Here is a 21,829-nt window from a genome sequence, read left to right as displayed (position 1 = left end):
GAAATGGTGTCTCTGTTCCGAAATGACTTCACGCTCCTTTCCTTTGGTATGCAAAAAGCCGCTGCACCAGCAGCGGCTTTTACGATCTTCTTATCCTATCACCGAGCTACGATCCCCGTTTTGATGGGGAAGGCAGGGTCTTTTTGAGTCAGGGCCAGGAGGCGGCAGGCAGTCCCTTCCGGGTGGTTTCTTCCAGCTTCCCATGCCTCTACCGTTTTTACACTGACACCCATATACTGTGCAAAAACAGCCTGAGTAAATCCTGTGCTTTTCCGAATCTCCCGGATCTCATCAGCTTCGTAATGGTCCACAGGCAGGACAGACAGCTTGGTCGTCTTTGCTCGTAGCGCCCCCCGCTCATAGGCCACAGCCTCTTCCAGACCAGTCTTGATCTTATCGAACATTCCCATACCAGCACCTCCTATTCCTTCATACGCAGTTCCTGTTCCAGGATCTCCACTAATTTTTTCAATTCATTACGTTCTGCTTTGGTCAGGTTCTCCGCCTCATTCTTAGCATATGCAGTCAACAGATACAATTTCCCATAAGCAGGGAAGTCGATATAAATGACCCGGATGCTGCCGCTTTTGCCGCGGCCCTCATAAGCAAAGCGGATCTTTCGGATGCCGCCAGTCCCCTGCATGACACGTCCGGCCTGCGGGTCAGTCAACAGTTCCTCCTGTAGACGACGTAAGTCACCATCCGCCAGTCCGAGCGCCCTCCAGTCATTTCGGAAGGAGGGTAGCTCCACAAAAAGTCTTGTCACATTTTTTCCTCCTTCGATTCAAATTATACCCTATTAAATAGGGGGTGTCAATCTTGTTTTCTCCTTCTGTACTCCGAATATCCGCCCGCAGGCGGCATGGGGGGCAGGGGTTTATCCCCTGCAAGCGCGCAAAATGTACATTTGCGCTATGCTTGCGCCGTCGCCGCCTGCGGGCGGCATAGGCCCCGGCCCTAGTGGGGCCGCATCTCAAAAGAAAAACTCCCACACTGTTCCTGCTGCAGATGGTTCTCCTTGGTCCCCATGTATCCTCCTTCCTTTGGGTGTCATGTATTGACACCCTTATTTGATGAAACTGCGCAAAAAACTGAAGCAGGGTGTCAATACATGACACCCTGCCCCTGGCCGTCCATGAAAAATAAACAGCAGGGCATATACACAAAATGCCTTGCTGTACCCACTCTTGAAATCATCGTTCTTTTGATTTTAAGTCCAAATTATCCCGGACCACACCGCGCAGATCCAGTGCCTGCTTGTTTGGGACATAAGCCGCGTATCTGGCATAGTGATAACCCTCACCATCCACAAGGATACCATCCTTCCGATTGCGGCTGGTGACTAGCAGACAGCAGAATCCTCCAGTTTCCCGGTCATAGCCGGTAAGCTTGGTCCTGGCCGCGATGTATGGCCGCTCTGCCAGCAGATCAGACTGGAAACGGTGGTATTGGGCATCTGTGAGGATGATCTCTCTGATGATTCGAAAGGGTGTAGGGCGGATGATAGCGGTACTATCCATCAAACCTAACACATGAGTTGGTTTTCGGAAAAATTTGGCCGAAGTTTGCTTTTCCATTAAGATGCCACTCCACTCAAGTCCTCGTAGACACCCACTTCCTTTGCGATCCGCTCCCTGGCCCGGTGGGCGTACTCGTCAGTAACTTCAATGCCAGTGGCAGTGTAGCCCTCCAGCACAGCAGCCAATACCGTGGTGCCGCTACCGGCAAAGGGGTCCAGGATGTGGCCACCCGGCTCCACGATCTTCACCACATCCCGCATGAGCTGAAGGGGCTTCTCGGTCAGATGGATGCGATTTTGGGGATTGCCGTACTTGAACACACCGGGCAGACAGGGCACCGGGCGGCTCAGGGGCATATCCCCGTTGGAGCCCCAGACGATGTACTCCGCCTGCTGGCGGAAGCGACCCTTCTGGGGGCGGCTGTTGCCCTTATCCCAAACAGCGGTACCCCGCCAGATCCATCCCGCCCACTGGAGGGCGTCGGTGGCAGCGGGGAGCTGCCTCCAGTCGATGAACATACACACCGGCGCTCCGGGCTTACACAGCTTCCGAGCCTCATACAGCCACTCTGCCGCCCAGCGGGTCCAGGAACGTTGGTCCTTGGCATCCCCCTCGAAAGGAGGGGGCGCATTCTCTCCCATGCTGGAATACTTGGATGTAGTGGACTTGTTTTTCTCCGCCTGAGTGCGTCCCCCGGAGGCGTAGGGCGGGTCGGTGATGACGGCATCGAAGGTGCCGGGGGCAAAGCCCTCCAGCACCTTCAGGGCGTCTCCCTGGATGATCTTCCACTTGTCGCTCATGTTATCGCTCATGGGCATCCCTCGCTTTCTTTTTATTGGATCTCTGGTGGATGGGAGGCGGTGTCAGCTCCGTCTCCACATACTCGCTGATGATATGCAGGGCCTTGTTATAGTCACTACAGGAGGTAACGCGGTCGATCATCTCCCTATTCTGGTCATGCATTCCTGCCATTTGAAGCAGCTGGGAGGCGGTACCCATAATAGAAAAGATATTCCCGTCGCGGCCCACCAGCGCCATTTTGGGCTTTGTGGGTCTCTGTTCCTGGACAAATCCGCCCAGCCGGTTGGGGACATAGTCGCTGAGCCATGTGCCGCCGAACTGTGCATGGGTCTGGAGCCGCCATATAGCCAGCTTTCCCACATCCAACTGAACACCCTCAAAGGGAAACAGCAGGTTTGTCAGGCCATCCTGCTGAAATACTGATACCCTTCCAAATCGGCTTCCCGATTGCAGGATACCTGCCTCGGTGAACAGATCATTGATGCCGTCTACCCACTCCTGAAGGTCGCCGCCGCAGCCCTGGAGGACAAGACCCTCCTGATCCTCCATCTGCCGCAGGTCATCGGCAGTGACTGTCTTGATCTCTGCCATCGTTACCTCCTATCTGGCCTGTCCACGTTTGGAGCGGCTCTTTGTTTTCTTCATCTCCGGCTGTTCCTCCTTCACTGGGATACCAAGTTCCTTTGCATGATGGATCTCCGCCTGCATCCCCGGTGTTCGTACAGGGCCATACACATTGACCTGCTGGCAGGGCTCCACCAGCCGCAGGCCCATCTCCCGCGTTGCCTGATCCTGCTGTGGATTCTCCGGGTCAGCGATAGGCGGGAACATCAGGTGGGGGCAGACAGGGATGTCGCCCGCCTGGAACACCTCCTGGGCCTTTTGGCGGGCGAACTTGATGTTCTTTTCCACGTCACCCCGGAGCGGTGCACAGATGTACACCAGTTTTGGGCCATTTCTGGTCCGCTCCAGAGTCCGGTCCCGAAACACATCCAGATAACGGCCCACAGCCTGCCGGACTGTCTCATAGTCGGCCTCTGTGGGGCGATATGCGTACCACTCGAATTTCCCATAGCTATCCCAGATGTGGGGAGCCACACCTTCCCGGAAATTGGGGTTGCCGGGGATGGGCTTCTTGCCCAGAATATCCCCCAGTTTCAGTACCTGGATGTCCACCGGTCCATTGATCCGGTTCAAAACAGTCAGCTTCAGGGCATCGTACTGGCCGGAAATGTGGGTGGAGATAAACTGTATCCGTACCCGCAGATCCCTGTCCAGTGTCCCGTAACAGCTCTGTCCGGAACAGTAAGGAGTGTCGATGACCTGCTCATCGCCGAACAGATACCACAGCTCCTGTTCAAAGAAGTTGCTCACCGCTCCACCTCTTTTCGCTGTTTCTTTTCCTGCTGCGGCTCCGGTATCTGGGGCGCCAGTTCATCCCTGGCGGGATGGCGGATAACAGAACGATTCTGGCCGCTGATGACCAGGGTGTCCAGAGTGTCGTTATAGATCTCCTCACCGCTGATGATCACTGTGCTCCCGGTCAGCCGCACATCACCAGACACGTTCCCGTAAACTGCACAGTGGCCTGAGAGGATCGGGGGGTGACCGCTCTCCCGGGAACAGCGCACGACAGCGCATCCGGAAGCCCGGGCGTGGCCGTTGAGGACAGCGCCGCGCACATAGGCGCTGTCCTCGACCCGGCTGTGTCCACTCACGACAGCCCCATGGGAAATATAGCCGTCGCCGCACACGATCGCCTCATTTCGAAGAACAGCGCCCCGATCCGCGTAGCCGTTATTGCAGACAACGGCGTCGTCATAGATCCATGCATTGTCCTCCAGTTCAGTGGAGAGGTTGCTCTCGCTCTCTACAAAGCCGCCCAGATCCCCAGCTTTGATGTCCGGCCTAATGTCCCGCAGAGCGCGGATACGGTGGAGGAAGGGGTATTTTTCATGGGCAATGTCCGTGATCTCATACTTCTGGTTGCTCGTTTCTCTCACTCCTTTTTTCTGCTATGCTGCCTTTCCGGCTGCTTCATTGCAGGCGTCCTCCTGACGGAACAGTGCGTCAATATCGGAAAAGCGCCGCTTGCGGTCAAATTTTTCGGATACTTTCCCCGGTATAGCCTGCAATTCCAGCATCCTATTCCACATATCCGGGTGATGGTCGTAGAGGTGCCGCAGTTCTTTCTGCTTGGCATTGGGGCAGAACCAGCAGCCGCCCCTGTCTGTGAATTCATAGACAGGCGAAAGGAGCCCTGCCGTTTGGCAGAGCTCCTTGGCGTCCTGTTCGGTGAAATCATATTTCTCCAGCAAGGAGATCTTTTGGTCTCCGCCCAGCCGCAGCAGCCGCGCTTGCTCATCTTTAGCGATACCAATGTATTGAACGGTATCCGGGGGAAGTGTTTTTCGGTATCGCTCAATGGGCCGCAGCTTGCAGTCCCGCTGGACATAGCACTTCCCACACACCGGGAAGGAGCGTACCATCCCCTTTTTGGGTCCACGGGTCACACGCCCAGTGAACAGATCCACATAGGTTTTTTCTGAGCGAAGGATGGTGACCTTAATGCCCATCTTCTCCAGGGCGGGGATACCTTTGGTGTATATAAAATCCCGGTGCTCCGGGACTTCGCCTGAAATCGTCTTGTCGAACATGACTTCGCAGTAGACCGCCTCATCCAGCGGTTCTCCATGCTTCCTGGCCAGTAAGATAGTGGCAAGACTGTCCTTGCCAAAGGAGCAGGAAGCAACATATCTCACCGGCTGGAGACACCTGCTTCCTTGACTCTGCACACGTTCCACAGCAGGTCCGCACAGTCACACTGCTCCCAAGGTGCATCCTGATGGGTGAAGTGCCCATAATTACAAAACTGGGCGAAAATGGGCTTGTCCAGCCCCAGTGTGCGGATCATCCCGGCGGGCGTCAATTCAAACACCTGCCGCACCGCCTGAGCCAGCACATCGTCCCCGTACTCACCACTGCCGTGAGTATCGATGTCCACTGCGACTGGATCAGCTTTGCCGATGGCATAGGCCAAGCTGACTGTACACTTCTCTGCCAGACCCGCCGCTACGATGTTCTTTGCGATGTATCTGGCCATATAGGTCCCGCTGCGGTCCACCTTGCTCCCGTCCTTCCCAGACAGTGCCCCTCCGCCATGAGGCGCAAGACCACCATAGGTGTCCACCATGAGCTTGCGCCCCGTCAGCCCAGTATCCGCCTCAAAGCCGCCCAGCACAAAGCGCCCGGAGGGGTTGATGAGGATCTCTGTTCCTTCATCTGGGGGCAGTTCCCGCAGGGCAGGCTGGATGACCTCCGTATGGATCTCCCGGCGCAGCATCTCCATATCCTTGTCAGGATCATGCTGGCAGGAGACCACCACGCTGGTGATCCGGCTGGGCTGGCCGAACACATACTCCACAGATACCTGTGCTTTGCCGTCCGGCCCCAACCCCTGGATGCGTCCGGTCCTGCGGACGTGGCTCAGCAGACAGGTCAGCCGATTGGCCAGGACAACGGGCAGCGGGAGCAGTTCCTCCGTCTCCGAACAGGCATGACCGTACATGATGCCCTGATCGCCTGCGCCAAGCTTGTCCTCCTGGGAAACAGCCCCGGCGATATCGGGACTCTGGTCACGGGTGATGACTTCCACCTCATAGTCCAGACTGGGGTATCCCGCTTTACAGGCTGTGCTGCAGGCGATGGCGGGGATATCCGGCAGCTCCGTGGCGGTGATCTCACCTGCCACGATGAGCTTGCCAGTTGTGGCCATGACTTCGCAGGCCACATGGGCGCCGGGGTCATGGAGCAGGCAGGCATCCAGAACAGCATCTGCGATGGTGTCACACAGCTTGTCCGGATGCCCTTCGGTGACCGACTCAGCGGTCAGGATGTATTTATCTCTCATAGAGTGCAAATTTCCTTCCTTTTGGTCTTTTTGTGGATATCTCCGTGTCATACTCATGGCACTGGGGCAGGTCAAAACCCAAAGACAGGATATCCTCGTCGGACATTGCCAGGGCATTGTGGAGAATGTCGTATAATTCTGCGCTGTCATACTGCTCGCCCATGCAGCCAATGATAGAGTCCATAAGTTCCTGCTGGTGTTCCAGGGCATCTGCCACATTGGTCAGGGCGTCTGCGTAGCCATGGAGCCATGCGGCGTTATAGCTGCTCTAATCCGGCTCCTGATTGGCGCGAATATGTGCCAGCTTTGCGGAGGCAGAAACAGCGCCTATGCTGGTTAGGTCGTAATTGGTCATAGGCTCCTCCGTGTTCACCGTTCCACACCACGTCTGTATTTGTGTGGATGGGGGGGCTTGTGCTGGGGTGTCGTTTCTTTGGCTGCTGTGAGGACCATGACCCTATCATAATGTTCCTTGTACCGACGGATCTGCTCCTCTGTCAGAGAAACAAAGTCCTCTACACCTAAACCCACCACAAAAAATGTGCCGCAGATGATATCGTAGGGCAAATCATTTTCATCGAACAGTGGGCGATTGAAAGGCAGGCCCAGGTTCTTTCCTTCCTCGTTACAGACCACAGCTGCTTTATCCGGGAAGGGGTAGATGGCCTGGATATACCCGCCTACAAGTGCCTGCATCTCCTCCAGGCCGTTGATCTCTTTGGTGTAGCACTCCTTCATCGGCTCTACCACCAAAACCTTCACGCGCGTTCGCCTCCTGACTTTTGTTTTGCTCTCGGTTTTTTACGGTATTGGTAATGATAGTCCGGCGTGGGACGATCCTGCTTAAATTGATCGGGCTGATAGCAGAAGATAAAAAACTTCTGTTTTTGCAGGAATAGACGTAAATAATAGCGATACCGGCTGGTGTCGATACGAAAAGCAAAAAAGGTATCTCGCCCTGACATTTTTGCTTGGGGGCGTTCCAGGCAAAAACGCCTCATAGCCTGCGAGTCATCCAACGGCCCGTCCTGGCACAGGTTTTTCAACAGGTCCTTCAGCTCCGCGTCAAACTCCGGCGTACACAGGGTCTCATTCCCTCCAAACCAATCCACCGCGATCCCGCCATCCTGAAATCTCCCCCGCAGGCACCCCACGTGTGCCTGCTCCTGCAGCTTGTTTGTGAACAGGGGCGAGATGTCATCTTCCGGCACGTCAAAAAACGAATATTTTTCACCGCTCATGGTGCTTTTTCCCATCTTTTTTGATCTGCCGCACCGGCACCTGGGGAACAGGCGAGCGTTCCTGCTCTCGATCCATCTCCCTCAGCATCTTCAGCGCGTCCCGGAAGGCCAGATACCGCGGAATCTGCCGGGGATCATCGGTCAGGGTACAAATCGTTTCCCACAGGGGACTCCCGTGGTGGCTTATGTCCTCCTGCACAACGAGGACAGGGTGTCCACCGCCCTCGTCCAACATGACACGCTGACCCCGAACTTCTTCGGCGTGACTGTAGAGACCGTAGGCCAAACCGATGACTTTCATTGCTTCCAGTGCGTCCACGGTGGTGTAGATGCTTCCGGTACTGATATGCACCTCGCCAGTCAGCGAGATTTTTTTACTGGACATACCGCTCCTCCTCCCGCATCATAGTGTCAGCGGTCATAGCCGCCCCGCCGCTTGGACGGTCTGGTGCAGTTCGTAAAGTTGGCGTTGATCCGCTCTGTCTCCTGATGTACCTCCTGGACGGCGTGCTCCCATGCTTTTTTCAAAGATGCCTCCGGCAGGCCGTTCTGCCTGTAGCCCTCCAGAATGCCGTTGTAATAGGGTTCCGTAGGCAGCATCGGTTCCCGGAACCGCTCATCCATAATGTAGGCCATCACAGGCAATTCCCGGCCCAGACCGTCGCGTACTGTCACGGTCTGCTTATCATAAAAGCGGGGATACCCCTCATAAAGGTCCAGGGATCGCTCACACTCCGGCGTGATGCTCCACAGCAGGCCATGGACTCGTTCTCCCTTCTTTGGCTCGATAGTGGCAAAACCACCTCTGCGAAACAGCAGCTCGTAGTTCTCCAGTACCACCGGCCCCACCACCGTGGCATCTGGACAGCGGTAGTCCATCTGCTCCAGGTTGATGTTGCTCCCATAGGCAAAATACAGCTTATCAGCCATCCTCCAACACCTCCAGTGCGCCGACCTTGGCCAGAGCAGCGAACATGACCTGTGCCTGCTTTTCCAGTCCGGCCTCCGGCAGATGGCACTCCTGATCCGTCATGCGGATAAAATTGTTCTGGAGCTGCCAGAGGTAACTCTCCGCATCCGGGAACTCCAAAGGGTCAAAGGAAGCCAGCCGCAGCTGATCCAGGATCTCTGCTCCGGTCCCCTCATATATGGTTTCTTCTATCCGTATCTTCATCAGCGTCACCTCTCCGCTTCTCGTTGTTTCTTCTTTTTCCGATTGACCTCATAACTGTCCTTGTCATATCTCCAGGCACGGTCACCCTCCAGATTTGCCAGAAGATGATCTCTGGTGTGTTTGAACTCGTCTCCGTTGAGCCCCAGGCGCACCAGCCACACCCGGAACGTGAACAGTTCGTTGTCGCTGTGGGTCTTGCGCATGACAGTGCTGCGCTGAGCAATGGCCTGGGCTGAAATCGCCAGACACAGATTGACATAAGCTGCGGCCCGGCCTGCGTGGAGCGTAGAGTTGAAGCAGCGCCACTCCACGGTACCGCGGTAAAAGACAGAGTGGAGGTTCAGGGCGTAATAGCGGGTCCAGTTGTAATGTTCATCGTTGCCAATGTCTCCTTCATACCAGATGCTCTCCAGCTGGGTCAGATCTTTTGTTTCTTCTGAGGACAATGTCCTGGCCTGCAGAAGCATGGGTTCCCGCACCTTCTGGCACCATCGGGAAGCACGGGACTCGTTTACCTGTAATGCCTTGAACAGAATGTCCTCTTTGGAATACATGATGCCGATAAGATTCTTCAAACTCTGGCGGTTATGGTTGGCGGCATCCACATGGACATGGATGCCGCAGGAGCTGTTGACTTTGGCCCCTGCAGCCCTCACCCTACGGATACACTCCTGGAATTTTGGAAGTTCTGCATAGGTGAGCTTCGGTGTGACCATTTCTACACGGTAACTGGTTCCGGCATTTGAGGTATATCCTGTCCGTGTTTTTCGTTCCGCCCGGATACTGGCGTCGCTCATCAGCTTCCATATCTTCCCCTCCGGGTCTGTAGCTCCCCAAGTGTCGTAGCCAGTTCCAAGATATTGTGGGCTTGTCCCAAAATAGTCTGCAAGAGCATGAGCGGCCTGCTCACGGGTGATGCCTGTCATCTCCACTTCCACACCGAAGCACTGGTCCTTGATGCCGATCTCGCTCATGCTGCAGCATCCTCCTTCCTAAGCTGCTCATCCACCGCCCTGATACGCCTGCCAATGGCTTCCACTACGTTGACTGTCACGCCGTTGCCCGCCTGTTTATAAGCCTGGGCATCTGAGGTGATAGCCAGGATCTTGTCGATCTGCTCATCCTCGAACCCCTGGAGGCGAAAACATTCACGGGGCATCAGGCGGCGGATGCGCCCGCCGCGCTCCACGATGCCCTGGATGCTGCTGGTCTCCAGTGTGTGGGCAATGTCGTGGCCCACACGCCCGCGCCGGGTGTTGCTCCCAGCATAGCCCAGATCAACTGTGTCTCCTGGGTAAGCTGCTTTCCAGCCTTTTTTAGTGGCCTCCTTGATGTACAGTACTCCAGACCGTTCCCTTGGATGGGTAGAGAGTGTTGTCTGCCCATAGCGGGCGGTGAGACAGCGGGCCTTGTCTGTCCGGTGCGGCGCGCCCGCGCTCAGATCCACGAAGGGGGCCGCCGGCGGGATCAGGTACAGCCCGGTTTTCACACCGAGTCCGCCCCCACCAGCCGTCTGGGTACAGGCTACTCCTTCCGGGTCGTAGACCCGGTGTCCCTGCGACCCTCCAAGGACTTGTATAAGAGCTTTTCCACCATCTCCGAAGACAGGAAGTATTTTTCCGGCGCATCGGGGATCAAGATAGCAGATAAGGAACACCCGTTTCCTTGATTGGGGAACTCCAAAATGTTTTGAGTTAAGCACAGTCCATTCGACATGATACCCCAAGTCATCCAATGCGGAGAGGATGGCCGCAAAGGTCTTCCCATGGTCATGCGATAAAAGGCCGGGAACATTTTCAAGCAGCAGATACCGTGGCCGTTTGGCTTCAGCCAGTCGGGCAATTTCAAAGAACAGAGTGCCTCTGGCGTCGGCAAATCCTTTCCTTCGGCCAGCATTAGAAAATGCCTGGCAGGGGAATCCCCCGCACAGCAGGTCGAATTGGGGCAGGTCGTCTGGGTCAATGGCTCTTGCATCTGGATAATATCGTTCCTCCTCTCGGATGTCGTGGATGGCACGGTAGCTGGCTTCAGCATACTTGTCGATCTCGCAGTGGCCAACGCACTGGAACCCGCCCACACGGGTCAGTCCAGCCCGAAAACCGCCCACCCCGGCAAACATATCAAAATAACGGATCAGGTCATATCATCTCCCTCCTGAAGCGCACGCAGAAAACCGAGGACGCTGTCATCCACGTCCCCGGCCTGCTTCGTTTGTTCGCTTTTACACTGGATATCCCGCAGTTCCTCCCGGATCAGGCCCCGCATGGCAGAGAGAAGGGCGTCCTGCTCCTGTGCTTTGCAAACCATCCGGCATACCGCGTCAGTGCGTTGTCCCGCAGGGATGGCCCGCAGGATACGCCACGCCTCCCGTTGGTAAGGGGAGGACAACGAGAAGGAGAGGTTCAGCCGCCGTTTCTCAGCCATCCCGTTCTCTCCGTTCTCCCCGCGACATCTGGGCCACAAGGCGTTCATATCCCTTGGCGTTCAGACATACATCATCCAGGATAAAAGGCCGGAAAAGGCCCTCAACGGCCCCACCGTGCCGTTTCATCAGGGCTGCGCCGCCGCCCAGGAATACTGTGGGCATGGCCCGCACATCCAGACCGCTCTCCGTGATGGCGGAAAGCAGTCCCCGTACATACTTATCCGCTTGGGCATGGATGACAGCGCGGACTCGCTCATCCATGCTGGCCGAGTCACCACGCAGGACGCTCTCGATCTGAGGTGCGGTCAGGGAAAGGCCAAACAGCCGCCGCACCTGCTCTCCGATCTCATCCACACAGCGGATCATGCCCAACTCCAGGCTGCGGCAGGTGGCGGCGTTGGGGATTCGTCTGTCCAGGCGCATCAGATCCACCGTCCAGCCCCCGATATCCGCCACGATGACAGAGGGTTCGTCCAGCAGTTCCGGTTGGGTCAGAACAGCCGCATAGCCCTGGGGGAACAGAGACACATCCGAAACGGTGATGGTATAACTTTCGCCCTCATACCGAAAGGTCACCGGCCCACCAGCCCGGAGCAGATAGTCACGGAATGCTTTCTTATCCCGCCCAAAACTGGTCAGGGGCAAGCCTGCTGCCAAATGGATATCTGCCATACCGTTTGTTCCCCGAAAGCCCATCTCCATGGCGATGGCCGCAAGGGTCAGAAGGTAATAGTCCTCTGTCTGGGTTTTGTCTTTTTGGAGCGGCTGGCGGCCGCTGCCCACAACATAAAACTTTCCGCCGTACTCCAACACACCTTTTCGGGTGTAGGGTTCGTGCTCATATTCCACCAATCCAGTGGGAAACGTACAGTGTGTAGTTTTCATGGCCGCATAGCCATGGTCCACGCCGATCATAATGGGTTCGCTCATCTGGTGTTACCTCGATTCTTCCTCACTTTTTCTTTTCTGGGCCGTCGCGCGGGCCGGTCGGACCTTTACGCCATTGGTGTGCCATGCGCCTTTGTTGATCTTTGCTATCGAGCATCGCCTCCTCTGCTCATTTTCTTTCCTTCTTCTTTTTTGAGTGTTGGTTTTTCCAAACCCATACGCTCCAGCGCTTTGGCATAGAGCTGCCGTGCAAACGCCTGGTATTCTTCGGTGGAGGTATCCACCTCCCGCAGAATGGCCCGCTCATAGGTGGTCCCAGGCACGACCTCCCAGGAGACGGCCCCGAAATGGGCGGCGGTGAGGTAACGCAGGAGCTCATGGCCATTGGCCTCTTCAAACCGGCCACAGGCGTCCTCGTAGGGAAACTCCTCCCATAAGTTTCGGATGCCGGTGATCTCCCCAGCCGCACGGAACAGGCGGAAGCCCTCCGGGTCCAGCTGGGGGGCGGCCCCCTCATAACGCGCCCGAATGGTATCTGCGGTATCCAATACACTCACGATTCCTTCCTCCTACCCAGCATAAGATTTCCCACCAGACGATCCAGCACACGGATACGGCGGCGCACCTTGCCGGCGGAATCATCCAGGCCATTCATCTGGCTATGGATACGGTGGCGGATAGCCTTGAGGGCCTGCTGGTCGCTGCAGCACTCCACCACGATGTACTCACTGCCGCGGGCCAACACCTCGCGGCGCCCCTCCTCATCCCGGATACTGGCCATGAGCCGCTGCCCCAGCCGTTTCCGGTAGCTGTCCTGGAGTCGCTCCACGTCTGCCTCCACACCGTGCTTTTTCAAAATGGCAGCGATCTCCCCAGAGCCGATCCGCAGATCAGCCCCCAGCTTTTCCAGGATCTCCACTTCCGCCTCCAAGGGCAGGAGCGGCTTGCCAGGAGGCCCTGCCCCATGAATTGGCTTCTGTTTACGCAATGCTCTCGTTCCCTCCTTGATCCTTCAGCATAGTCCCCAGGATATTGGCGATGGCGGTAAACACCTCCGCCAGTTCACAGGCCTCCTGCGCGCTGTCCCTGATCTCATCCTGGTTCATGCGTGTACACTCCGCCCAGATCCGCACGTTTTCCTCTGTGGGTGTCAGCAGGACCGCTTTTTCAAACGCCTTGCAAAACAGCCCCGCGATCTTGTGCCTGCGGGCTGAGTCCTCATCCCCCTGGCGGATCTCCTTTTTTGCCTTTTCCAGTTCCACCGCCAGGGCTGCGGCTTCCTCCCGCCGCTCCTCCGGCAGATCCCGCACCTGACGGGTGATGTTGTAGCCCTGGTTGATGGACAGGTCCCCGCTGTCCAGGGCTTCCTTCACGGCGGGAGGAGCGTGTTCCCCAATCTGCATCACCTTGCCCATCGTGCGTTCGCCCAGGCCGACAGTATCCGCCAGCTCTTTGCGGGTATCAATGGGAGAAATCGGGTTCGGCAATGTTGCCAAACCCGATTTTGCATCCTCGCTTTTCTGATCTCCGCCCCCTGCGGACATATTCCTCCTGGCCCTGGCTTCAATGTCCGGTTTCAGCTTCAGGGCAATTTTGCCCAATTCCCACTTGTCCAGGTTGCGGCGACCCTTTTGGGTATCCAGTGCCCACTGCTTGGCCTCCAGCAGATCCACGAAGGAAAACACGGCCATCTCATAGGGAATGCCATGCTGCTGGCATAGCTTCTGGCGGTTGTGACCATCTACGATGACCATATCCTCATTGACGATGACTGGGGCATAACAGCCATTTGCCAAGAGGTCTGCTTCCAGCACAGCCAGCTGCTCCCCGCTCAAAGGGGGGAGCAGCTCGGCCATCTCCGACAGCACAGTGGGCATACGCTCCTTGCTGCTGTATCGGATGCCGGTGTTGCGCATCAGGCGGCCTCCGCTTCGGCCTGAACACCTTCCTCCACCTTCCGGGGAGAGAGGAACTCCACCTCCGTGGCTTTGATCAGGAAACCGGGCTGGCGGTCAGGATCATCCGCAAAGGAGATAGTCTCGAAGTCGCCTGCAGCAGCCAGCTTGCAGCCCTTCCAGGCAAACTCCGCACAGCGCTCGGCCAGAGGGCCACGTACCTTGATGGAGATAAAGTCGGTGAGCCGGTTGCCGTCCCGATCTCGGTAGCGGCGATCCGAAGCAATGCGCAGGATGGCGTAGGGCTTTCCAGTAGTCTCGCTCACCTTCAGCTCCACGTCGTTGGTCAGGTTTCCGATGGCAGTGATCTTCAGCATAGTTCATTTCTCCTTTTCATGTTGGTGATAAATATCGTTGATGAATGTTGCAAAAATATCGTGGACCTGCCCCAGAGAGCAGGTCCACGATGTATAGATCAATAGCCGGTACGGGGCAGAGGAATGGGTTTTCCATACACCTTCGTCACCCACCGGCTGATGGCCTGGACCCAGGTCCCGTTGTACACACCGCCTACATCCGCGATGTTGACGAAGCTGGAACCTGCATTCAAATTGGAAACTGTGATACAGTTCAGATAGGGCTTCTCCACCTGGGCAAAACCTGCGGGAGCCTGACCGAACACAAACATGATCTCGGTCACACGTTCATTGCCGGCAAGACCAAGAGCAGCCGCAGAGGCGTCCAGCGTATAGCTTTTGCTGGTAGAGAGATTGTCTGCCAAAGTGCGGTGCTCTCCGCCATTCACCCGGTAGGCGATCTTATAGGTACCGGGGAAGTTCCAGGTCCCGGTCACCACCGTGCTCAATCTTACCTGAGCGGGCAGGGTGTCCCGGAAATAGAAACTGTCCAGACGGACGTTTGAGGTATTAGAAATGCCGGAGAAGGTGTAGCGGACCGGCTGGCCGCTCATTGCTTCCTTGGGGCCTGTCTTGGTGATGGACACACCAGTGGTCAGGCTCTTGTTGGTCACCTCAAAGCGCACGATCTGGCCCTCATGCTCCAGGTAGGCGGTCAGTTCCTGCTCATTCACGCCGTAGTTGGATGGAGCCTTGACTTCCCGAATGGTATAACGCGACAAGGGGAGCTGCTTGGAAACCGCAAGCCCCCGGCCATCGCTCCGAATGGTGTCTACCAGATTGCCCGCCTTATCGTAAATTTCAAACACAGCTCCCTCCAGCAGCGTCCCGGCGGGCAGGCCGGTGGTGGGGTTGTAGTCGGCGGACTTCTTGACGATTTGGATTTGGCCCGTGATGGGGGTATTCTCCCATTCGACCTCCGTTACCTCGCCTGCCTTGACATAGACCGTGCGGAGTTGGGTGTCCGGGATATAGCCCTCATTTTCCAGTTCACGCAGGTAATAGCGGCCCGAAACAGTCAGATCCTCAAACCAGGCATAGCCCCGGTCATCGGTGGTCTGCTGGTCGATGGGGTTATGGCCGCTGTCGTAGAGGATGAAGGACACGCCGGGGATGCCTTTGCCGTCGGCGGTGGAAATTTTATGGAGCAGGATGCCGGAGAGGGGCGCGTTGGTCACGGTGAGCGGAGGGCAGCTCCCATTTTTTACAGTGAAGTAGTGGGGCGTGTTGTCCAGTTTGAAGCCCTCGGCACTTTCCGTTTCCACCGCATAATAGCTGTCATCCTCCAGGGTCACAAAGACGCTGCCGGTTTTCCCGGTAGTCACGGTGTCCACCAGAGCGTCATCGCTGACCCGCCGGATCTCGAAGGTGGTGTTGGGGATACGCTTGGTTTTGTCGGCAGAACTGACCTTGATGAGTTCCACGCCGCCCACGGCATTGTTGTAAAACCGCAGCGTCTGCGTATCATTGGGGTTGATGGTGACGGTCTGGCTCTGGCTGTCCGGGTCGATGGTATATCCAGACACGCTCTCCAGTTCCGTTGCAATGACAGTGCCAGTGATTCCGGACAGGGTGATTTTGCCTGTGGAGTCAGAATAGTAGATACCCTTGCTGGACAGAGTGCCGCCCCCGTCATCCACATAGCGGCCATCCGCGTATTTGATCTCAAACTTGACGCCCTCCAGGGGGACGGTCTTGGTCCCGTTCCGGCCCCACTTTTCGATTACCAGATTGCCCAGGGGCTTATTCCGAAATTCCAGAGTGACGGTCTGGCCCGCCTTGACCTGGACGGTCTGGGGGACATCATCCAACAGGTATCCGGGTTTGGCCCTGGTTTCCTTCACCACCAGTGAGGTGCCGGGGGCGACATTTTCCACCAGGAAGGAACCTGCGCTGTCCGTCACAAATTTACCGTTATTGTCGCCTACCACGGCTCCGTCTGAGGTGGTCACGAAGAACTCCACCCCAGAAAGCGGGAGCTTCTTCTCATCGTCCGACACCTTCTTGACCAGGACGGCCCCCTTGGGGCTGTTGCCAAAGTGGACCTGCACGACTTCCTGCTCCTGCCCAGAGAGGTAGACGGTCTGGGGCGGTGTGTCGATGACATGGGAGCCGTCGCTGGAGAGCTCCTCAATGATATAAGTGCCTGCTTTGCAATTCGTAACGGTAAAGGACCCGTTGACCGAAGTGCGGTAGGTCCCGATGACGGTGCCGCCGGTGCCGCTGGTATTACCAGAGAGATAGCGCACCTGGAACACAGCGCCCTCAATGGCTGCCCCGGTCTTACTGTCATACTTCCACACACAGAGGGCCGAAAGAGGGGTATTTTCAAAGAGGAAGGTATGGCCCTTGCCAGCGGGGATAAACGCCTCCTGGGTGTCGCTGCCCTTGATGGAGAATCCAGTGGGCGGGGCCAACTCCTTTACTCGAAACCATCCGTCCCGCAGGCCGTTGGCCGGACCGGTCAGCTCGATGCGGCCATCCTCGTTAGTGGTGAATACGCCCAGGTCGTTGAGCTCGCCGGTTTCCGTATCGTTGCTGGCGTACCAAACCTGAAAACGAACATTGGGGAGGCGGTCATGGGTGATGCTGTTCTCTTTGATGATCTCAATGGTGGGCGACTTATGGTTTTCAAAATACACATCCCGGTTTCGGTTGGGATAGAGGGTGACAAGCTGGCTGGGCGCATCCAGAAGATACGGGGACGGCACCGATTTTTCAATCACCTCATAGACGCCGGGCAGGAGATTGGGGACGGTGGCGGAGCCGTCCGCCCCGGTGGTCACTTCGGCAACGGAATGTCCATCTGCCCCTTTTACCAGAAATACAGTGCCCTTGATCGGTGCGCTGTTGTCTGCGTCATGCTTCCAAATGGTGAGGTTGGGCCGTTTATTGTTTTGCAGGCAGATGGTGGCGTCCTTGCCGGGGAACAGCTGCACATGGTACTCGGTGGGGTCCAGCAGGTGGTCCGCCACCGTGGAGGTTTCCTTTAGGGAGTACACCCCCGGCTCCAGACCCTCCCAGACGATGGAGCCATCCGGCCCGGTGGTGCGGTCCAGATACCGGGAGCCGTCCTCGATTTTGGCGAGGCGATAGGTGACGCCGCCCAGGGGCTTGCTGTCCGAACTCTCCTTATACAGATGGAGATTGGGCAGCTTGCTGTTGGTGAACACGAACTGGGCCTGTTCATTCCCATCCAAATGGATGATGCGCTGGGCGTCGTCGATCACATAGCCCGGACAATCCAGTTCCGTTACTACCATCGCGCCCACAGGGAGTTTGGAGAGGTCGATGGTCCCGTCCTCCAGAGTGGTGTATTCCACTGGACCAAAGCTGCCGTCCACCGCCTCGAATCGGAAGCGGGCGTTGGGGATGGGCTTGGAGAGGTCCGAGCTGTCTACCTTAATGAGATGGATTCCGGGCAGACGGTCATTGAAGAAAACCAGCTTTTTGATGCCGTCTCCGGCCTTTAGCTCCACCTCCTGGGGCGTGGTATCCAGCACATGGCCATCCCCGCCTGTGTCTCGTTCCTCTGCCCGGTAAGTGCCGGGTTTGCAGTCGGTGAGCAGGATCTCCCCAAATTCATCGGTCTGGAAGATACCCAGGCTCTCAGCGTCCCGGAAAATCTCAAAGGAGACGTTGGGCATTGCCCTCTTGGTGCCGCGCTCATACTTGATGATCCGCAGGCCGGGCAATTCCTTGTTGAGGATGGTCACATCGCTGGTCTTGCCTGCCACCACAGAGACGGTCTGGACAGTGTCGGTATCCGCGATCCAGCCGGAGATGCCAGCCACCTCACGGACTTCCCAGCCGCCGGGCTTCAAGTGGTCGAACACGGCCATGCCGCCGATCTTGGTCTTGGCGGTCTGGATCTCGCCACTTTCAATATGCTTGATCTGCACGGTGACGCCGTTGAGCGCGTCTCCGGTGTCACTCAACTTCTGGACCCGCAGAGAGCCGTAGGGCGCGTTCCAAAAGGTCAGGGTGGCAACCTTGTCGTACTCCACATCGGCGTGCTGGGTGCGCTCCTCCGGGAGCAGATGAAAAGCCGGGGATATCTCCTCAGTCACGGTATAGTGGCCCTCCAGGGTCAGAGGGATGATGACCGTCCCATCCGGGCCGGTGGAGAAGGAACCCACCTTGCGGCCTTCCGGGTCGTACACGGAGAACACAGCACCCTCTAAGGGGATCTTGGTGCCCTCCTCCAGCTTCACGATCTTCAGGGCTGTTTCCTCCGGGTCAGGCTCACCGCCGCCCGTGTAGCTGCTCACTGCTGCCAGTTCCATGTGCCGGGAATTGTCCAGGTCGCAGATATAATTCTGCAAATTGCCGTACTTGTCCTTTTCCTGGCAGACTGCGTACATGGCGGCATACTGGGCAACATCCGCCGTCAGGGAGAGCTGGACGCTGCCGCTCTCGCCCTCAATGCTGTCTGCGGGGTACAGCACCTTGAATTTCCCGCCGTAGCCGTCCCCAGTGGGCTGGGTGGTGACAGCGGTAATATCCTGATCGTTCTCATCCACGATGCGGGTCCCCCGGGGCACCGAACCGGGGTCTGCAAAGGATACGACTACATCGTAGTCATACACCCATGTTTCGCTCCAGATGGTGAATACCTGCTGCTTGTACTGCTTGCCGTCCACAGTGACAGAGTAGGCAGCAGATTTATCCGGGGTGGCCGTCATCCGGGGTTCCAGCATATAATTGTAGGTGGTGCCCCGCTTGTAAATATCCTTGGCCGCCACCAGGATGCGGTTGCCGATGTCCAACTCAGAGCCAGTTAAGCCAGGGGCTACCTTCAAATTTGCGATGCTCCAGTTGGGGAGCAGGTAGCACCAGAGAGCCATTTTGGTAGCGTAGTAGGCTTGGTACTTGTTATCCAGCTTCAATTCCCCCAAACTGCGGTGGGGGTAGCCGTTGGAGATGATGCCTACCACCTTGGGATCGCTGGACCGTTCATTGGCAAGATACTTGATGCTCTCACCCACGCCCACGGTCTGCGGGACGCCCTTGATATTGGGGTTGACGCAATAGGCTGGGACCTCTTTTTTCTGCCCCTTAGCGTCCACATAGTTGAAATAGGTATAGTCCTGAGTCCTGATCCGGCCATTGATGGTCAGGTATGACAGCTCATAGCCGCCGTTATAGATATCCACCTCGCCCAGTGCTTCTTCCTCCGTGTTAGCTGCAAGGGCAGCGGTGGGAAGGATGCCCAGGAGTGTGACAAAGACCAAGAACAGCGACAATAGACGTTTTTTCATTTCGGCCAAATTCCTCCTTAAACGAAAAATAGCGCCCCCCTGACGCATAATGCGTCAGGGGGGCGCCGGTAGGGGGCGATTGTTATTCGCAAAGTTTGTAAGTATACCAGATGATCCAAAGTTCCATCCAGTGGGATAGCCATATCTCCTCCGGTAATGGTCCTATCTGCAGCGGATTTTTAATGGTTGATCGATCCTTGAGTACCTTGTAGCCAATAGCCGGTGTCGATCGAGTTTGGTGTAAAATGTATCCTACGGGGGATGTAGTTCCTTCCTCTAAATCGCTTCAAACGCTCTCCAGAACTTGGAGTACTTTCCCAAAATCCTCCTGCACCGTTTCATTGGCGTTCACGCGATCATCCCAAACAAGGCGTTCCTCACTGATCTGGCAAATGTACTGTCCATTGCGTTCAACATCCCAAAAACCAGATTTTGATGATATGGATAGGGAAAAGCCCTGTTGCTGGAGTAGCTCCATGATTTGCGCAAAGCGATTGTTGAATACCCGTTCCATAGTGTCCACCTCCGCAAAATGTTGCCCTATCATACCATAAAAGATCAGAAAAATTCAAGATAGCCCAGAGCTCATGCTGCCACTGCGGTAACACACCAGCGGTAATTTCTCTGGTTCCGGACACAGGTGTACAGGGTCAGCCGGTCATCGCTGGTAGCTGCGGTACCGCTGGTATCCGTCTCCAGCACTTTTTCTACCGATATGACCTTATAAGTCCGGGTCCCCAGCTTCGTTTTCCAAGTGACGGAGTTCCCCGGCTCCAGCGTATGCAGCTCTCCGAAGTCATCCCGGACACCACGGTTGTGGCCTGCGATACACACATTTCCAGCCCAGATGCTGGTATCCGGGAAATGACCGGCACCTTTACTGAGGGTACTGCTGTCCGTCCCTTGATATACCTTTGTGGACAGGTCGATGGCGGGGATTTTGAGCGTTCCCAGATATCCGCCGGAGTAGTAGAGGTCACCGGTCACATCCGTCCAACCCATGGCAGCTGATCCGGCCCCACTGTTTCCACCGGGACTGCCCCCTACAGTTGGATAGGTCACGCCTCCTGTTTGGGTGACCAGCCCTCCGCCTGTCAGCGCACCGGGAATGAGATTGGGTGTCAGGGGAGTGCCAGAGCCCGGAAGATAGCTGGTGGGGCTCCCGAAGGTGGGCGGGATCAGGGCGGTGTTCTTGCTCCGATCCACATTGGGGTTTTCCCACTCATAGATGGTGTCATCCGAGGTGGGCCTGCCGAACAAATAATCGTCCGGGGCGTTCATGGTGTATTCCAGTGCGCTGGCCTGCCCTACGCAGAGGGTGCAGAGCATGGCAGCCAGCAGAAGTGCGCACAGTTTCAAGCGGTCATCTCCTCTCCTTGATCTTCTTAAAGGCGACCACCCCGCCCACCGCCAGAGCGAGGATCACGCCGCCTGCCAGCAGGGGCTGTTTCAGCGCGGACAGGTCCACGCCCTGGGACGGGGTCTCTGCTCCGGGAGCCCCCTCCGCCATCGGCACCTCCTCCGGGGCCTCGGTGCTGCCGAAGATGGCGGTGTAGGTCACCATGTCACAGCCGGTCTTGGCCACCTCGCCGGTGTAATTGGCCGTCACGGTGTAGCCGGTGGCATATCGGCTGGTGCTGGTGCCAGTGTAGCTGGCGGTGGCGGTGTAGCGGGTCACGGTGCCACCCGCGCCGTCTGAATACTGCGCCTCGCTCCACTGGACATCAGCCAGGGTGAGGGTCTTGCCCTTGTCCTCGATGCTCTTGGGAACGAGGGATACATCTGCGTCCGAGAGATTGGGGTAGCTACGGGTGGCGGAGAGGTTGTTGGTCTTGGTGGCGTAGCCGTCCGTCTTGACCTGGACGCTGGTGTGGTCCAGATGCAGGGTGCCGGCGTAGCCCTCCGCCGTGGTGACCTCCATCTCTGCCTCCAGCGCCTGGAGGACCTGGGCCATATCGTTGGTCTTGCTGGGCCGGGTGACCGTCTCGGTGTAGGGCTGGGTATCCACGCCCACCTCATTTTTTCGGGTCATGTCCAGCAAAGTGAACCATAGGCCGTCCCGCTCAAAGTCCTCTGTGGGGATGAGGCTGGGGTCATCCGAAAGGGAGAGCTGGTAGACCTTGTTGATCCGAGGTTCCTCCAGTTCCCCGTAGGTGTACTCATCCACAGAGATGGGGTAGTAGCTGGCGTCTTGGCGCGTGGGCTCCTCCGCAGCCATGGCAGGGATGCTCCCGACCATGATAACGGCCAGGGCGCACAGTGTGGTTACAATGCGTTTCATTGTCTTTCCTCCGTTTT

At 56.9% G+C, this 21,829-nt stretch carries 27 protein-coding genes; all 27 read right to left on the bottom strand.

Annotated features, from left to right (window positions below; genetic code table 11):
* Nucleotides 1-98: 98 nt before the first annotated feature.
* Entirely contained in the window at nucleotides 99-410 is a 312-nt protein-coding gene (nadS, locus tag ACLTXB_RS05880) for a NadS family protein (RefSeq protein WP_428226359.1), read from the bottom strand.
* An 11-nt stretch (nucleotides 411-421) separates the two neighbouring features.
* The gene (locus tag ACLTXB_RS05875; RefSeq protein WP_297710896.1) at nucleotides 422-766 is read right to left on the bottom strand and encodes a type II toxin-antitoxin system RelE/ParE family toxin; all 345 of its coding nucleotides are present in this window, start codon (nucleotides 764-766) and stop codon (nucleotides 422-424) included.
* Between the two features lie 427 nt (nucleotides 767-1,193).
* A complete protein-coding gene (locus ACLTXB_RS05870) occupies nucleotides 1,194-1,520 on the bottom strand; it encodes a DUF6329 domain-containing protein (RefSeq protein WP_428226358.1) in 327 nt (108 codons plus the stop codon).
* 56 nt (nucleotides 1,521-1,576) lie between these two features.
* A complete protein-coding gene (locus tag ACLTXB_RS05865; RefSeq protein WP_428226389.1) occupies nucleotides 1,577-2,320 on the bottom strand; it encodes a DNA-methyltransferase in 744 nt (247 codons plus the stop codon).
* A 1-nt stretch (nucleotide 2,321) separates the two neighbouring features.
* Entirely contained in the window at nucleotides 2,322-2,912 is a 591-nt protein-coding gene (locus ACLTXB_RS05860) for a hypothetical protein (RefSeq protein WP_428226357.1), read from the bottom strand.
* Nucleotides 2,913-2,921: 9 nt separating this feature from the next.
* Nucleotides 2,922-3,695 (bottom strand): hypothetical protein, encoded by a 774-nt coding sequence (locus ACLTXB_RS05855; RefSeq protein ID WP_428226356.1) that lies wholly within the window; start codon nucleotides 3,693-3,695, stop codon nucleotides 2,922-2,924.
* Complete coding sequence (locus ACLTXB_RS05850; RefSeq protein WP_428226355.1) at nucleotides 3,692-4,324, bottom strand: hypothetical protein; 633 nt, start codon at nucleotides 4,322-4,324, stop codon at nucleotides 3,692-3,694. The genes ACLTXB_RS05855 and ACLTXB_RS05850 overlap by 4 nt, the downstream gene beginning before the upstream one ends.
* Nucleotides 4,325-4,336: 12 nt before the next feature.
* On the bottom strand, nucleotides 4,337-5,083 hold the full coding sequence (locus tag ACLTXB_RS05845) for a phosphoadenosine phosphosulfate reductase (protein ID WP_428226354.1): 747 nt from the start codon (nucleotides 5,081-5,083) through the stop codon (nucleotides 4,337-4,339).
* Nucleotides 5,080-6,231, bottom strand: coding sequence for a methionine adenosyltransferase (gene metK / locus ACLTXB_RS05840; protein ID WP_428226353.1), 1,152 nt, complete (start codon nucleotides 6,229-6,231; stop codon nucleotides 5,080-5,082). Before metK ends, ACLTXB_RS05845 begins: the two co-directional genes overlap by 4 nt.
* Entirely contained in the window at nucleotides 6,221-6,415 is a 195-nt protein-coding gene (locus ACLTXB_RS05835) for a hypothetical protein (protein ID WP_428226352.1), read from the bottom strand. The genes metK and ACLTXB_RS05835 overlap by 11 nt, the downstream gene beginning before the upstream one ends.
* Nucleotides 6,416-6,600: 185 nt before the next feature.
* Nucleotides 6,601-6,993: a DUF3846 domain-containing protein gene (locus ACLTXB_RS05830; RefSeq protein ID WP_428226351.1), complete on the bottom strand. Its 393-nt coding sequence runs from the start codon at nucleotides 6,991-6,993 to the stop codon at nucleotides 6,601-6,603.
* On the bottom strand, nucleotides 6,990-7,472 hold the full coding sequence (locus tag ACLTXB_RS05825) for a hypothetical protein (protein ID WP_428226350.1): 483 nt from the start codon (nucleotides 7,470-7,472) through the stop codon (nucleotides 6,990-6,992). Before ACLTXB_RS05825 ends, ACLTXB_RS05830 begins: the two co-directional genes overlap by 4 nt.
* Complete coding sequence (locus ACLTXB_RS05820; RefSeq protein WP_428226349.1) at nucleotides 7,462-7,857, bottom strand: hypothetical protein; 396 nt, start codon at nucleotides 7,855-7,857, stop codon at nucleotides 7,462-7,464. Before ACLTXB_RS05820 ends, ACLTXB_RS05825 begins: the two co-directional genes overlap by 11 nt.
* Nucleotides 7,858-7,883: 26 nt before the next feature.
* Nucleotides 7,884-8,402: a gamma-glutamylcyclotransferase family protein gene (locus ACLTXB_RS05815; RefSeq protein ID WP_428226348.1), complete on the bottom strand. Its 519-nt coding sequence runs from the start codon at nucleotides 8,400-8,402 to the stop codon at nucleotides 7,884-7,886.
* Nucleotides 8,395-8,646 carry a hypothetical protein gene (locus tag ACLTXB_RS05810; protein ID WP_428226347.1) on the bottom strand — a complete coding sequence of 84 codons (252 nt, stop codon included), beginning with the start codon at nucleotides 8,644-8,646 and terminating at the stop codon, nucleotides 8,395-8,397. Before ACLTXB_RS05810 ends, ACLTXB_RS05815 begins: the two co-directional genes overlap by 8 nt.
* 5 nt (nucleotides 8,647-8,651) lie before the next feature.
* Nucleotides 8,652-9,620, bottom strand: coding sequence for an amidoligase family protein (locus ACLTXB_RS05805; protein ID WP_428226346.1), 969 nt, complete (start codon nucleotides 9,618-9,620; stop codon nucleotides 8,652-8,654).
* Complete coding sequence (dcm, locus tag ACLTXB_RS05800; RefSeq protein WP_428226345.1) at nucleotides 9,617-10,765, bottom strand: DNA (cytosine-5-)-methyltransferase; 1,149 nt, start codon at nucleotides 10,763-10,765, stop codon at nucleotides 9,617-9,619. The genes ACLTXB_RS05805 and dcm overlap by 4 nt, the downstream gene beginning before the upstream one ends.
* Before the next feature lie 14 nt (nucleotides 10,766-10,779).
* The gene (locus ACLTXB_RS05795; RefSeq protein WP_417306164.1) at nucleotides 10,780-11,070 is read right to left on the bottom strand and encodes a hypothetical protein; all 291 of its coding nucleotides are present in this window, start codon (nucleotides 11,068-11,070) and stop codon (nucleotides 10,780-10,782) included.
* A complete protein-coding gene (locus ACLTXB_RS05790; protein ID WP_428226344.1) occupies nucleotides 11,063-12,001 on the bottom strand; it encodes a ParM/StbA family protein in 939 nt (312 codons plus the stop codon). Before ACLTXB_RS05790 ends, ACLTXB_RS05795 begins: the two co-directional genes overlap by 8 nt.
* A 104-nt stretch (nucleotides 12,002-12,105) precedes the next feature.
* Entirely contained in the window at nucleotides 12,106-12,516 is a 411-nt protein-coding gene (locus tag ACLTXB_RS05785) for a hypothetical protein (RefSeq protein ID WP_317380766.1), read from the bottom strand.
* Complete coding sequence (locus ACLTXB_RS05780) at nucleotides 12,513-12,878, bottom strand: synapsin-1 (Synapsin I) (protein WP_317380767.1); 366 nt, start codon at nucleotides 12,876-12,878, stop codon at nucleotides 12,513-12,515. The genes ACLTXB_RS05785 and ACLTXB_RS05780 overlap by 4 nt, the downstream gene beginning before the upstream one ends.
* Nucleotides 12,879-12,939: 61 nt before the next feature.
* Entirely contained in the window at nucleotides 12,940-13,875 is a 936-nt protein-coding gene (locus ACLTXB_RS05775) for a hypothetical protein (protein WP_428226343.1), read from the bottom strand.
* Nucleotides 13,875-14,231 (bottom strand): single-stranded DNA-binding protein, encoded by a 357-nt coding sequence (locus ACLTXB_RS05770; protein ID WP_317380769.1) that lies wholly within the window; start codon nucleotides 14,229-14,231, stop codon nucleotides 13,875-13,877. The genes ACLTXB_RS05775 and ACLTXB_RS05770 overlap by 1 nt, the downstream gene beginning before the upstream one ends.
* A gap of 98 nt (nucleotides 14,232-14,329) precedes the next feature.
* Nucleotides 14,330-19,531: a SpaA isopeptide-forming pilin-related protein gene (locus ACLTXB_RS05765; protein ID WP_428226342.1), complete on the bottom strand. Its 5,202-nt coding sequence runs from the start codon at nucleotides 19,529-19,531 to the stop codon at nucleotides 14,330-14,332.
* 286 nt (nucleotides 19,532-19,817) lie between these two features.
* Nucleotides 19,818-20,045 carry a hypothetical protein gene (locus tag ACLTXB_RS05760; RefSeq protein WP_317326014.1) on the bottom strand — a complete coding sequence of 76 codons (228 nt, stop codon included), beginning with the start codon at nucleotides 20,043-20,045 and terminating at the stop codon, nucleotides 19,818-19,820.
* Between the two features lie 71 nt (nucleotides 20,046-20,116).
* Entirely contained in the window at nucleotides 20,117-20,860 is a 744-nt protein-coding gene (locus ACLTXB_RS05755; protein ID WP_428226388.1) for a class D sortase, read from the bottom strand.
* Nucleotides 20,861-20,894: 34 nt separating this feature from the next.
* Nucleotides 20,895-21,812, bottom strand: a complete 918-nt coding sequence (locus tag ACLTXB_RS05750; protein ID WP_428226341.1) for a hypothetical protein — start codon at nucleotides 21,810-21,812, stop codon at nucleotides 20,895-20,897.
* Nucleotides 21,813-21,829: the final 17 nt, after the last annotated feature.

The sequence above is a fragment of the Flintibacter sp. genome (assembly GCF_046973065.1).
Note: the sequence above shows the minus strand (reverse complement) of the source record. Positions and strands in the feature narration are given on the sequence as shown.